We start from the raw sequence: 12,469 nt of genomic DNA on the forward strand, positions 1-12,469 counted from the left end.
GATCTGCCAGTCTCGGTGCGGTTTCGGGAGACGGTGGATGCTGGCGTTGCTGATCCTGACGGCCGTCGATCCGGCCGCGCTGCTTGCGACGGCGCGCGAGAAGACCGCGGCGGAGCGCGCCTGCGTCTATGATGCCGATGCGACCGACATCACTGTCTGCGGGCTGCGCAACGCCGACCGCTTCCGCGTCCCTTTCGTCGGTTACGAGCCCGGTGATCCCCGTGGCGAAGGCGTGGCGGCGGAACGGCTGCGGCTGCTCGGCCGCACCGACGCGTGTCAGGAGAAGCGGGCGATCATGGTCGGCTGCGGATCGTTCGGGCTCCACATGACCACCAACGGCAGCGGCACCAATGTGATGGGCAACCGGAAGCTGGCGCCATGATCGCCGCCCTGCTCCTCGCCGTACAGGCGGCGGCCACGCCGCTGCCGAGCGCCGGACAGCCGCCGCAGCGCATCTATCTGACCAACTGCCCGCAACCGGTCGGCGACGAGATCGTCGTCTGCGGCGCGCCGGAGACGCAGCGCCTGCCGCTACCCGACGATAGCGGCCCGCCCGACCGGCCGATGCCGTCCAACCCGGAGGTGACCGGCATCGGCGCGCTGGCCGCCGCCGATCCGGTCTGCGCCGCACGCCAGGGCGGATGTCAGGTCGGCGTCGACCTGTTCGGCATGGGCACCGCCGCAGTCCGGCTGGTCGGCAAGCTGATCGATCCGGACAGCTGCTGCGACACGCCGGGTGAGGCGACCAATGTCGGCGCGCTGATCGGCGACGTGGCAAAGGCCTTTCGCAAGAAGCCGGACAAGACCGGCCGCATCGCCATCGCGCTCGACGCGCCGCCGCCCTCTACCGCCGGGCGGCTGTCACCCTAGGATCGGCATCCATAGCGGCTGGCCGGCGAGGCTCTGCGAGCCGCGCAGCCGCTCCAGCGCCTGCGCGACGCACCGCTCCGGCCCCTCATGGGTCACGATCGCGACCAGCGCGTGGCCATCGGCCGACACGCCGCGCTGGATCAGGCTCTCGATCGACACGCCCGCGTCGCGCATCGCCGCGGCGATCTCGGCCAGTACGCCGACCCGGTCCTCGACCATGAAGCGGACATAGGCACGGCCGCGCCGCTCACCGCTGTCCGCCGCGGTCGGCGTCGCCAGCAGCGCGGCGGGCATGGCGAACGGTGGTCCGGCGACGCCGCGCGCGATGTCGATCAGGTCGGCGACGACGGCGCTTGCGGTCGGCCCCTCGCCCGCCCCTGGCCCCTGGAACAGCAGCCGGCCGACATGGTCGCCCTCCGCCACCACCGCGTTGGTCGATCCGGTGACGTGCGCCAGCGGATGATCGAACGGCACCAGATGCGGGTGGACGCGCTGGAACAGTCCGTTCGCACCCGCCTCGGCCAGCCCGACCAGCCGGACGCGGTGGCCCAGTGCCGCCGCCTCGGCGATGTCGGCGCCCAGCACATGGCGGATGCCCTGCACCGCGACCTCGCCGAACGCGGGCCGCGTGCCGAAGGCGATAGTGGCCAGGATCGCCAGCTTGTGCGCGGCGTCGATGCCGTCGATGTCGAAGGTCGGGTCTGCCTCCGCGTAGCCCAGCGCCTGCGCCTCGGCGAGCACCTCGGCGAAGTCGCGGCCTTCCGCCTCCATCTTCGACAGGATGAAATTGCAGGTGCCGTTCAGGATGCCATAGACGCGCGCGATCGCGTTCGCCGCCGTCCCCTCGCGCAGGCCCTTGATGACCGGGATGCCGCCCGCGACCGCCGCCTCGAACTTCAGCGCGGCGCCATTCGCCTCGGCCAGCTCGGCCAGCTCCTGGCCATGATGGGCCAGCATCGCCTTGTTCGCGGTGACGAAGCCGCGCCCGCCGCCCAGCGTCGAGCGCGCCAGCGTCAGCGCCGGCCCGTCGGAGCCGCCGATGACCTCGGCGACCACGTCGACGCGCTCATGCGTGGCGAGCGCGGAGGTATCGTCAACCCAGTCGAACCGACCCAGGTCGATGCCCCGGTCGCGCGTGCGGTCGCGGGCAGAGACGGCGACCACTTCGATCGGCCGGCCGGCGCGACGGGCGATCAGCTCGCGGTTCGCATCGAGCAGCCGGACGACGCCGCCGCCGACCGTACCCAGACCCGCCAGTGCCACCCGCAATGCGTCCGCCATCGTGTCGTTCCTTCGCCCCGTCTCGACCGCCATGCCGGGCTCGTCCCGGCATCCCCGTGCCGCACAAACGGTCGCAGGTGCGTATGCGGAACAGTGGACCCCGGAACAAGTCCGGGGTGACGATCGGCTGCCGCTTTGCAAAGCGATCCCTATCCGCCATGCTCCCCCGCATGGCCACATCCCCGCTTCCGTCCGACCGCCCCATCGCCGAACTCACCGTCCGCGGCGTGCTGCTCGGCGGGCTCATCACGCTGCTGTTCACCGCCGCCAACGTCTATCTGGGACTGAAGGTCGGGCTGACCTTTGCCACCTCGATCCCCGCGGCGGTGATCTCGATGGCGATCCTGCGCTATCTGCCCGGCGCGACGATCCTGGAAAACAACATCGTCCAGACCGTCGCCTCGGCGGCGGGGACGCTGGCGGCGATCATCTTCGTCCTGCCCGGGCTGGTCATGATCGGCTGGTGGCAGGGCTTTCCCTATCTGACGACCGCGGCGATCACCGCGTTCGGCGGCATATTGGGGGTGATGTTCTCGGTGCCGCTGCGCCGCGCGCTGGTCGTCGACACCCCCCTGCCCTATCCCGAGGGGCGCGCCGCCGCCGAGGTGCTGAAGATCGGCGCCGGCAGTCGCGAGGGCGCGGCGGAGAGCGCACGCGGACTGTGGATGATCGTGTGGAGCGCAGTGACCTCCGCCGCCTTCGCCATCCTGACCCAGACCCGGCTCGCCACCGCAGAGGCGGCGCTGTGGTTCCGCGCCGGTGGCGGCGCGACCGGCATCGCCGGCGGCCTGTCGTTCGCACTGATCGGCGCGGGGCATCTGGTCGGCCTGTCGGTCGGCATGGCGATGCTGGCGGGCATCGTGATCGGCTGGTGGATCCTGCTGCCGATCCTGACCGCCGCCGCACCCATGGCGGGGGCCGACGTCGCCACCTGGGCCGGCACCGTATTTCGCAGCGACGTGCGCTTCTTCGGCGCGGGCGTGATCGGCGTGGCGGCGATCTGGACGCTGTTCCGCATCATCGGCCCCGTGGTGCGCGGTATCCGTTCCGCCATCGACGCGTCTGCCGCCAAGCGTGGCGGCGCCGCGATCGCGGTCGGCGAGCGCGACCTGCCGATCGGTCTGGTCGGGCTGGTGGCGGTCGGCATGCTGCTGCCGATCGGCATCCTCCTCTGGACGGTGATCCGCGGCGGGCCGCTGGCCGGGTCGGAGGTCGCGCTGATCGGCGGGGCGCTCGCCTTCATCCTCGTCATCGGCCTCGTGATCGCGGCGGTGTGCGGCTACATGGCCGGGCTGATCGGCGCGTCCAACTCGCCCGTATCGGGCATCGGCATCCTGTCGGTGCTCGCCGCCAGCCTGATGCTCGTCGGCCTGTTCGGGCGCGGCACCCCGCCGGAAACGACGCAGGCGCTGGTCGCCTATGCGCTGATCGTCACCGGCATCGTGTTCGGCGTCGCCACCATCTCCAACGACAATCTCCAGGACCTGAAGACCGGCCAGCTGGTCGGTGCGACGCCGTGGAAGCAGCAGGTGGCGCTGGTGTTCGGCGTCATCTTCGGGTCGATCGTGGTGCCGCCGGTGCTGAACCTGCTCGGCTCGACGCTGGGCTTCGTCGGCATGCCGGGCGCCGGCCCCAACGCGCTGGCCGCGCCGCAGGCGGCGCTGATCTCGGCCCTGGCCAAGGGCGTGCTGGGCGGCGACCTGAACTGGGCGATGATCGGCTATGGCGCGCTGGCCGGCGCAGCGATCATCCTGGTCGACGAACTGCTCGGCCGGGCCGGCAAGCTGCGCCTGCCGCCGCTCGGCGTGGGCTTGGGCGTGTATCTACCGATGGCGGTGACGCTGCCGGTGGTGCTCGGCGCGGTGATCGGCGCCTTCTACGACCGCTGGGCGCGCCGCCAGTCCGATCCAGAGGCGGCGGAGCGGATGGGCGTGCTCGCGGCGACCGGCATGATCGTCGGCGAGAGCCTGTGGGGCGTCGGCTTCGCCGGCATCGTCTACGCCACCGGTTCCGACGCGCCGCTGGCGATCGTCGGGCCGGAATTCGAGACGGCGGCGCTGATCGGCGGCACGCTGCTGTTCCTGGTGCTTGTGGCGCTCCTCTATCGCTATGCGCGGCGGCAGGTCGCGGCCTGACGACGCTTGGACAATCTGTCCAATCGCGCCGCCTGACCCGGCGTCCCACATGGCGGATCATGGTCACCGATCGCACGCCCGCCCCCGATGCGCCCGACGGCGAGAAGCTGCGCTGGATCCTGCGTTGCGGGTGGAAGGGGCGCTGCCCGCGCTGCGGCGAGGGGCGGATGTTCCGCTCCGCCCTCAAGATCGTCGACCGGTGCGAGGCGTGCGGGCTCGACTACCGCTTCGCCGCGCCCGACGACGGCCCGGCCTTCTTCTCGCTGTGCATCATCGCGCTGCCGCTGACCGCGTTCGTGGTGTGGCTGCAGGTCGCGTTCGACCCGCCCGCCTGGGTCCATCTCGTCACCTCGCTGCCGGTGATGGCGGCGGGCACGCTGCTGCCGCTGCGGCCAATCAAGGGCTGGCTGGTCGCGTCGCAATATGTGAACCGCGCGCAGGAGGCGGGCACGCGCGCGCTCTGGTCGCAGCTCCACGGCACCGGCAAGGACGTCAACGACTTCGATCAATAGACCCCGGCCCTTCCGGCGGCTATCGCCGGACGATGCTGCCGGAGCTTCAGCGATGATCGGCCTGTCCGTCGCCGTCGCGCGGTTCGTCGAGGCGCTGTTCTGGGCGATCTTCCGCGTTGCCGGGACGGTGGCGATGGCGGTCGTGCTGGGCTTGGCGGTGCTGGCGCTGGTGGGGGTTTTCGCGCGCCGCTGGGTCAGGCACAGGCGGCGGCGATGATCGCCACCCCCGCCTGGCCGCCCCGCTCCACCCCGCGCCTGTTCGTCGACCAGCCGCTCGCGCCCGGCCCGCTGCGGCTGGACGGCCCGCCCGCCCATTACCTGGCGACGGTCATGCGCGCCAAGCCGGGCGATCCGGTCAAGCTGTTCGACGACCGCACCGGCGAGTGGCTGGCGACCGTCTCCGCCGCCGGCAAGCGCGACCTGATCCTGGACGTCGCCGAACTGCTCCGCCCGCGCGAGCCGGCGCCCGACCTGTGGCTCTGCGCCGCGCCCCTGAAGAAGGGCCGGGTCGACTGGCTGGCGGAAAAGGCGTGCGAGCTGGGCGTCGCGCGGCTGGTGCCGGTCGTCACCCGCCGCACCATCGTCGACAAGCCCAATCCCGAGCGGCTGCGCGCCCACCTGATCGAGGCGGCCGAGCAGTGCGACCGCACCGCCCTGCCCGAACTCGCCGACCCGGTGAAGCTCCCCGCGCTGCTGCGCGACTGGCCGGCCGACCGCGCGCTGTTCTTCGCCGACGAGACGGGCGGCACGGCCGCCCTGGCGGCGATGCGCGATCACCGGGGGCCGGCGGCGATCCTGATCGGCCCCGAGGGCGGCTTCGACGACGAGGAGCGCGCGGCTGTCCGCGCCCACGCCCAAGCCGTGGCGATCGGACTGGGGCCGCGCATCCTGCGTGCCGAAACGGCGGCGGCGGCAGCGGTCACCCTGTGGATGGCGGCGGCCGGGGACTGGTGATCCCGCTTTAGCACGGGTTAGCCATGCTATGCTGGCGCGCCCGTTCACGCCCGCGTAAGGGGCCGCGATGACCACCAAGACCGCCGCCCCGGCCGCCTCCGCTCCCATCGAGTCGCGCGATCAGCTGATCGCCAGCTTCGCGCGCGGCGAGAAGCCGGCGGAGCGGTGGCGGATCGGTACCGAGCACGAGAAGTTCGTCTATCGCCTGACCGACCATGGCGCCCCTTCCTATGACGAGCCGGGCGGCATCCGCGACCTGCTCGCCGACCTGACCCGCCATGGCTGGCGCCCGGTCGAGGAGGGCGGCAACGTCATCGCGCTGACCGGCGCCGACGGCAGCGTCAGCCTGGAGCCCGCCGGCCAGTTCGAGCTGTCGGGCGCGCCGCTGGAAAACCTCCACCAGACCTGCGCCGAAACCGGCCGCCACCTGGCCCAGGTGAAGGAGGCGGGCGAGCGGCTTGGCCTCGGTTTCCTCGGCCTCGGCATGTGGCCGGACAAGCGCCGCGACCAGCTGTCGGTGATGCCCAAGGGCCGCTACGACATCATGCGCCGCCACATGCCGCGCGTCGGCAGTCTCGGCCTCGACATGATGCTGCGCACCTGCACGATCCAGGTGAACCTGGACTATGCCAGCGAGGCGGACATGGTGCAGAAGTTCCGCGTCGGCCTGGCGCTGCAACCGCTCGCCACCGCGCTGTTCGCCAACTCGCCCTTCACGGAGGGCAAGCCCAACGGCATGTTGTCGTACCGCAGCCATATCTGGTCCGACACCGATCCCGCGCGCACCGGCATGCTGCCCTTCGTCTTCGAGGACGGCTTCGGCTACGAGCGCTACGCCGACTATATGCTCGATGTGCCGATGTACTTCGTCTATCGCGACGGCCGCTACATCGACGCCGCCGGCCTCAGCTTCCGCGACTTCCTGCGCGGCGAGCTGTCGGTGCTGCCGGGCGAGAAGCCGACGCTCGACGACTGGAACGACCATCTGTCGACCGCCTTCCCAGAGGTGCGGCTGAAGACCTTCCTCGAAATGCGCGGTGCCGATGGCGGGCCGTGGAACCGCATCTGCGCGCTGCCGGCGCTGTGGGTCGGCCTGCTCTACGACCAGGGCGCACTTGATGCGGCCTGGGATCTGGTGAAGGGCTGGACGCTCGACGAGCGGCAGGCGCTGCGCGACGCGGTACCGCGGCTGGCGCTCGGGGCGCCGCTGCCCGGCGGCGGCACTCTGGCCGACATCGCCGGCCAGGTGCTCGACATCGCCCATGCCGGCCTCGCCGCACGCGCGCGCCACAACGGCGCCGGCGACGACGAGACGGGTTTCCTCGATCCGCTGCGCGAGATCGTACGGACCGGCAAGGTCCCCGCGCAACAGCTGCTCGACCGCTATGACGGCGCATGGGGTGGCGACATCACCCAAGTCTATGCCGAGGAGAGTTTCTGATCCCGGATCGGGATTCTCCCCCAAACGCAGTATGTGCCACCGATCGGATGACCCTACCCCCGCGACGATCGTGAAGTCGAAAGCGTCCATTCCTGGCCGCTGCCGACCGGTGGGGAGATTGGCGATGAAGAATGCAGTTCTGCTCGGCGTGATCGCGGCGGTGGCGTGCGGCGTGGCCGTACCGGCGGCTGCACAGACGGTCGGCTCGGCGTCGCTGGTGACGGTGCGCGGCTGCGGGGCGACGGCGACCGATGCCGCGTGCGACGGACTGGGGCCTCGGCAGGGCATCACCTTCCGCCAATATGGCGGCGGCGTCGGGGTCGCCGGCACCAACTCCTATGATCCCGGCAACGGCAACCAGTCCTGGTCGACCGTCTCCTTCGATCCGGGCAGCGACCTGCCGACGATCCGCGCCTATACCCGTGCAAACGACCAGTCGCGCGTCAACATCAACACCTTCGCCTTCCAGTCCTTCGTCTACAACGGCACCGCGCCGATCGAATTCTCGATCACCGGCGCACTGCACATGGTCGGCTCCTCGGCGAGCGCGCTGGGCGGGGCGCTGCCGGACGGGGCGATCTTCTCGCAATATGTCGGCATCTGGGATCCCTCGATCCTGAACGGCCTCACCACGGCGCAGGAGCTTAACGCCAACCTGTTCTACGCCGACTGCGGTACGGAGGGTGTGCTGGCGAGCGGCTTCTCGGGCGGCACCCTGACCGGCGGGAACGGCATCGCGGCGACCACCACGACCACCGGATGCTCGCCCTCCGGATCGCTGTTCCTGCAACCCGGGCAGGAGGTACTGGTCGTCGCCGGACTCCAGCTGCCGGTCAATCGCGGGGGTTTCGCGGACAGCAGCGGGACGTTCACCACCCGGCTGGGCGACGACCTGTCGGCAGAAACGCGCGCCGACCTGACGCGAAACCTGGAGTCGGCGACCGATCGCGGCGCAGTGCTGGCAGCCGTGCCGGAACCGGCGAGCTGGATGATGATGGTGCTGGGCTTTGGCACGATCGGCTTCGTCGCGCGCGCGCGCCGACGGATCGGCGCTGCCGCCCTCGTCTGACGGCCCCGAATACGCGCCGACGCTTGCGCGTCGCGTCGCGGGCGGTTACCGGCAATGTCGAGCGGGCGGGTATAGCACAATGGTAGTGCAGCAGCCTTCCAAGCTGAATACACGGGTTCGATTCCCGTTACCCGCTCCATCCCCTGCCATCGACGCTCCCGTGCGCGGCCTAGCCGCGCATATTAACATTTTTTTAACCATTGCGCGTCCGCTCCGGCTTTTCTGACGTTTCTGTCATGTTGGTTAACCAACATGACAGGGAGAAATGGGATGAAGCCGGCATTATGGGCGCTCGCCATCGGCGTCGCACTGAGCGCAAGCGGAGCACAGGCCGCGACGATCTACGGGGTCGACGAAACCAACAATCTGGTGAGTTTCGATTCGGCGAACCCGTCGACCTTCTCGTCCAGCGTCAAGATCACCGGCCTGACCAACAGCATCCAGGCGCTCGACTTTCGCCCGGTGAACGGCGCACTGTACGGACTGGGGTCGGATAAGACCGTTTACATGATCGACACGGGCACGGGTGCCGCGACCGCCGTCGGCGGCGCGCTGGCGATCACCGGCACGGAGTTCGCGTTCGACTTCAACCCCACGATCGACCGGCTGCGCATCGTCAGCAATACCAACCAGAACTACGTCTTCGACCCCAACACGGGCGGGCTGACCACGGCCACTTCGGTCTTCTATGCCGAGGGGGACGTCAATGCTGGCCGAGACGCCGACGTGACCGGCGGCGCCTATACCAGTTCCACCCTCGGGGCGGCGGCCGGCACGACCCAACTCTACGGCATCGACACCGCGCTCGACGTGCTGGTGCGGCAGGCGAACAGCGCCGGCACGCTGACGACGGTGGGCGCCACCGGCGTCGATCTCGGCTCGCGCACCAGCTTCGACATCGCAGGGTCGGACGCGTTCGCGTTCAACGGGTCGACGCTCTACCGGGTCGACCTGAACAGCGGCGCCTTCTCGCAGGTCGGCACGACCGGGCGGGCCTTGTTCGGCATCGCGATCAGCCCGGTGCCGGAGGCATCGACCTGGGCGATGATGCTGGTCGGCTTCGGCATGGTTGCCGGCGCCGCCCGCTATCGCAGCCGCCGCGTGACCGCCGCGATCGCCTGACCATCGGAGGCCGCCGGCGTCCGGCCGGCGGCCTCTCGTGTCAGGCGACGGCGACGTCCATCCGGCGACGACGCAGCGCGTAGCCGACAAGGCCGAACCCGGCGAGCATCAGCGCCCAGGTTGACGGCTCCGGGATCGCGAAAACGATCGACGGCGTGTTGCCGCCCTCGCCCACGAAGAACTGGAGCGAGGTGATCGCACCGTCGAAGGTATAGCCGCGCACCGCGAACCCATCGCTGAATTCCGCATGCAGGCTGCCGCAGTTCGGATCGACCGGCTGGTCGCCGCCGCTCGGAATGACCGACGGATCGGCGCTGCTGAAGCAGGCACTGCCGCTCGCGGCATAGGTGACGAAGGTCTGGAGCGGATAGCGGGCGGCGAAGTCGAACCCCGACCCGATCTTCCCGCTCAGGGCCAGTGGGCCGTCGACCCCGCCGATGTTGTAGCCGCTGCCGTTCGGCGTGGGCGCGAAAATGCCCTCCAGCGGGAAGATGGCGGTCAGGTACAGGTTGGTGAAGTTGTAATATCGTATCGTGCTGCTCGTCCGGCTGCCGTCCACACCCGATCCGGTGCCGACCGCCTCCATGTTCACGATCAGCACGCGCGCCGCCTGCGCGGGACCGGCAAGTCCGCCGCACGCGAGCGCTGCGGCGCAGAGCGCCCGCCTGAAACCGAAAGCCATGCCAATCTCCCTTTTGGCGACCCGATGAGCCATGCCCACCAGATCCTGTCCAGCAACGGGACAAAGTCAACGACGCGGCGGCGACGGAGAGTCAAGCCGAAAGCCCGTCGAGGTGAACGGAGATGAGGGGGTGGTGGACAGGGCTGGATTCGAACCAGCGTACGCTTGCACGGGCAGATTTACAGTCTGCTGCCTTTAACCACTCGGCCACCTGTCCAGATGGGCCGCCAACGGCGAGGCGGCTCAATGGCGAAGCGGGGACGGCCTGTCAACGCCTGCCGATCAATGCTTGCGCCGATCCTTTCGCGCGCATAGCCCGCCGGGCATGACGAACTTCCTCACCACCCTGCCCTGCCGGAGCGTGCGCTGATGGCCCGGCGCGGACATCGTCCGTCGACGGGCACCGGCAACCGGCCGCGGCTCTGGGGCCGCCACGCGGTGACCGCGGCGCTCGCCAATCCCGATCGCACCGTCCGCAAGCTGTGGATGACGCGAGAGGCCGCCGCCGCGCTCGCCGTACCGCCGGTGATCCCGGTGACCTATGCCGATGTCGCCGATCTCGGCCGCCTCGTCCCCGCCGACGCGCCGCATCAGGGCGTGGTGGCGGAGGTCGATCCGCTCGAGGACATGTGGCTGGCCGACCTGCTGGAGCTGGGCCGCGACGATCGCCGGCCGCTGGTGGTGCTCGACCAGGTCACGGACCCGCACAATGTCGGTGCGATCCTGCGCTCGGCCGCCGCGTTCGACGCGCTCGGCATCGTCACGCAGGATCGGCACTCGCCGCCCGAATCGGGCACGATCGCCCGCGCCGCCTCGGGCGCGCTGGAGACGGTGCCGTGGGTGCGTGTCGTCAACCTCGCCCGCGCGCTCGACGAGATCGCGGAGGCGGGCTTCTGGCGGATCGGCCTGACCGGCCATGCACCACGTACCCTGGCCGAGACGATGGGCGCGCAACGCGTCGCCATCGTGCTGGGCGCCGAGGGCGAAGGCATGCGCCAGAACACCGAGGTCCATTGCGACGAGCTGGCCCGCCTGCCGATCAGCGGCAAGGTGGAAAGCCTGAACGTCTCCAACGCCGCCGCCATCGCGCTCTACGCGGCAGCGGCGCGGGGGTAACCCGATCCGCCCTTGCAAGGAGCATCCGCAGGATGGTGGAGGGGTGTCCCCGCTGGCGATCGGTCCGACCATCATCGACGGCGACACCTCTTCGTCATGGCTACGCCATGCCACCTCCCCTGCAAAGAGAGGGTTTTAGGAGGGCCGCGGGCATAGCCCGCGTCGGACGGGTTCGGCCTGGGACGACCCGCCGGCCGTGCCGGGCGATGCCGCCGCGCGGCACGGGCGCGTTACCCGCGCCTTCGCCCGTCAGTCCTCCGCCGCGATCCTGACCCGCATCCCGTCCAGCGCCGGCCCGAATGCGATCTGGCACGACAGGCGGCTGGTCGCGTCGCGGTCGCTGGTCGAATCGAGCAGGTCGTCCTCGTCCGGGCCCATCGGCGGCAGGCGGTCGGCGAAATCGGGGTCGACATGGACGTGGCAGGTCGCGCAGCTGCAGCAGCCGCCGCACAGCGCCAGCAGCTCGTCGATGCCGCCGTCGCGGATCACCTCCATCACCGACAGGCCGGTTTCCCCCTCCAGCGTGCGTTCTTCCCCTTCGCGCGTCATGACGATAAGCTTGGGCACAATGCAATCTCCGCTCTTTGCCCCGCGCCATGGCGGGCACCGCCGCCCGGATCAAGCGCCATGGGGCTGAACGCCGAACACCTGCGTGCCGGGCTCGACGCGCTGGGCGGGATCGAGCCTGCCTTCGCCGCCGCCATCGCCCGCGTCGGCTATCCCGAGCCACGCATCCGCGAGCGGGGCTATGCCACGCTGCTGCGCACGATCGTCGGCCAGCAGGTCAGCGTCCACGCCGCCAACGCCGTGTGGCGCAAGCTGGAGGCGATGGTCGGCGACCCCAGCGACCCGCACGTCATCGCCGCCGCCAGCGACGAGACGCTGCGCGCCGCCGGCTTCTCGCGCCAGAAGACCGGCTATGCCCGCAGCCTGGCCGAGGAGGTGACCACCGGCCGCCTCCCCCTCGACGCTCTCGCCGAAGACGACGAGGAGGCGATCGCCCAGCTCGTCCGCGTCAAGGGGATCGGCCGCTGGTCGGCAGAGGTCTACCTGCTCTTCGCCGAGGGCCGCCCCGATATCTGGCCGGCCGGCGACCTGGCCGTGCAGATCGAGGTCGGCCGCATCCTCGGCCACGACGCGCGACCGTCGGAAAAGCTGACGCGGCAGCTGGCGGAGGCATGGCGCCCGCATCGCGGCGCGGCGGCGATCTTCACATGGCATCATTACGGTGCCGGGCCGGATGCCGCGCCGGTTTGAAGCAGGCCCTTGGCTATTCACCGGACGGCA

At 70.4% G+C, this 12,469-nt stretch carries 14 protein-coding genes and 2 tRNA genes; 12 read left to right on the top strand and 4 right to left on the bottom strand.

Translation table 11 applies throughout. The annotated features are described in order from the left end of the window. Positions 1 to 37 precede the first annotated feature (37 nt). Together Q5H91_RS13800 and Q5H91_RS13805 are read left to right on the top strand one after the other, a co-directional pair. On the top strand, positions 38 to 382 hold the full coding sequence (locus tag Q5H91_RS13800; RefSeq protein ID WP_305174011.1) for a hypothetical protein: 345 nt from the start codon (positions 38 to 40) through the stop codon (positions 380 to 382). After that, positions 379 to 870 carry a hypothetical protein gene (locus tag Q5H91_RS13805; RefSeq protein ID WP_305174012.1) on the top strand — a complete coding sequence of 164 codons (492 nt, stop codon included), beginning with the start codon at positions 379 to 381 and terminating at the stop codon, positions 868 to 870. The genes Q5H91_RS13800 and Q5H91_RS13805 overlap by 4 nt, the downstream gene beginning before the upstream one ends. Here Q5H91_RS13805 and Q5H91_RS13810 read toward each other — a convergent pair. Further along, a complete protein-coding gene (locus Q5H91_RS13810; RefSeq protein WP_305174013.1) occupies positions 862 to 2,151 on the bottom strand; it encodes a homoserine dehydrogenase in 1,290 nt (429 codons plus the stop codon). The two genes, Q5H91_RS13805 and Q5H91_RS13810, sit on opposite strands and share 9 nt — an antisense overlap. 170 nt (positions 2,152 to 2,321) lie before the next feature. Between Q5H91_RS13810 and Q5H91_RS13815 the strand changes: the two genes are divergently transcribed. The 8 genes from Q5H91_RS13815 to Q5H91_RS13850 all read left to right on the top strand — a co-directional run bounded on the left by Q5H91_RS13815 (position 2,322) and on the right by Q5H91_RS13850 (position 9,384). Further along, the gene (locus Q5H91_RS13815) at positions 2,322 to 4,286 is read left to right on the top strand and encodes an OPT family oligopeptide transporter (protein WP_305174014.1); all 1,965 of its coding nucleotides are present in this window, start codon (positions 2,322 to 2,324) and stop codon (positions 4,284 to 4,286) included. 59 nt (positions 4,287 to 4,345) lie between these two features. Then, positions 4,346 to 4,798, top strand: a complete 453-nt coding sequence (locus Q5H91_RS13820; protein WP_305174015.1) for a DUF983 domain-containing protein — start codon at positions 4,346 to 4,348, stop codon at positions 4,796 to 4,798. A 52-nt stretch (positions 4,799 to 4,850) separates the two neighbouring features. Beyond that, on the top strand, positions 4,851 to 5,015 hold the full coding sequence (locus Q5H91_RS13825; protein ID WP_305174016.1) for a hypothetical protein: 165 nt from the start codon (positions 4,851 to 4,853) through the stop codon (positions 5,013 to 5,015). After that, positions 5,012 to 5,752 carry a 16S rRNA (uracil(1498)-N(3))-methyltransferase gene (locus tag Q5H91_RS13830; protein ID WP_305174017.1) on the top strand — a complete coding sequence of 247 codons (741 nt, stop codon included), beginning with the start codon at positions 5,012 to 5,014 and terminating at the stop codon, positions 5,750 to 5,752. The genes Q5H91_RS13825 and Q5H91_RS13830 overlap by 4 nt, the downstream gene beginning before the upstream one ends. Positions 5,753 to 5,819: 67 nt before the next feature. Beyond that, the gene (locus Q5H91_RS13835; protein ID WP_305174018.1) at positions 5,820 to 7,193 is read left to right on the top strand and encodes a glutamate--cysteine ligase; all 1,374 of its coding nucleotides are present in this window, start codon (positions 5,820 to 5,822) and stop codon (positions 7,191 to 7,193) included. A gap of 124 nt (positions 7,194 to 7,317) precedes the next feature. Further along, entirely contained in the window at positions 7,318 to 8,262 is a 945-nt protein-coding gene (locus tag Q5H91_RS13840) for a PEPxxWA-CTERM sorting domain-containing protein (RefSeq protein ID WP_305174019.1), read from the top strand. Between the two features lie 65 nt (positions 8,263 to 8,327). Beyond that, positions 8,328 to 8,401 (top strand) — tRNA-Gly (locus Q5H91_RS13845). Between the two features lie 131 nt (positions 8,402 to 8,532). After that, positions 8,533 to 9,384 (top strand): DUF4394 domain-containing protein, encoded by an 852-nt coding sequence (locus Q5H91_RS13850; protein WP_305174020.1) that lies wholly within the window; start codon positions 8,533 to 8,535, stop codon positions 9,382 to 9,384. 40 nt (positions 9,385 to 9,424) lie between these two features. Here Q5H91_RS13850 and Q5H91_RS13855 read toward each other — a convergent pair whose 3' ends face one another. Beyond that, entirely contained in the window at positions 9,425 to 10,066 is a 642-nt protein-coding gene (locus Q5H91_RS13855; protein ID WP_305174021.1) for a PEPxxWA-CTERM sorting domain-containing protein, read from the bottom strand. A 131-nt stretch (positions 10,067 to 10,197) separates the two neighbouring features. After that, positions 10,198 to 10,283, bottom strand: a tRNA-Tyr gene (locus Q5H91_RS13860). Positions 10,284 to 10,435: 152 nt separating this feature from the next. On the opposite strand from Q5H91_RS13860, the gene rlmB reads away from it, so the two are divergent. Then, positions 10,436 to 11,182 (top strand): 23S rRNA (guanosine(2251)-2'-O)-methyltransferase RlmB, encoded by a 747-nt coding sequence (gene rlmB / locus Q5H91_RS13865; RefSeq protein WP_305174022.1) that lies wholly within the window; start codon positions 10,436 to 10,438, stop codon positions 11,180 to 11,182. Positions 11,183 to 11,431: 249 nt separating this feature from the next. On the opposite strand, the gene Q5H91_RS13870 is transcribed toward rlmB, so the two are convergent. Beyond that, entirely contained in the window at positions 11,432 to 11,749 is a 318-nt protein-coding gene (locus Q5H91_RS13870) for a 2Fe-2S iron-sulfur cluster-binding protein (protein ID WP_305174023.1), read from the bottom strand. Between the two features lie 60 nt (positions 11,750 to 11,809). On the opposite strand from Q5H91_RS13870, the gene Q5H91_RS13875 reads away from it, so the two are divergent. Continuing rightward, complete coding sequence (locus tag Q5H91_RS13875) at positions 11,810 to 12,439, top strand: DNA-3-methyladenine glycosylase family protein (RefSeq protein ID WP_305174024.1); 630 nt, start codon at positions 11,810 to 11,812, stop codon at positions 12,437 to 12,439. Positions 12,440 to 12,469: the final 30 nt, after the last annotated feature.

Source organism: Sphingomonas aurea (assembly GCF_030678875.1).
GTDB classification, from domain to species: Bacteria; Pseudomonadota; Alphaproteobacteria; order Sphingomonadales; family Sphingomonadaceae; genus Sphingomonas; species Sphingomonas aurea.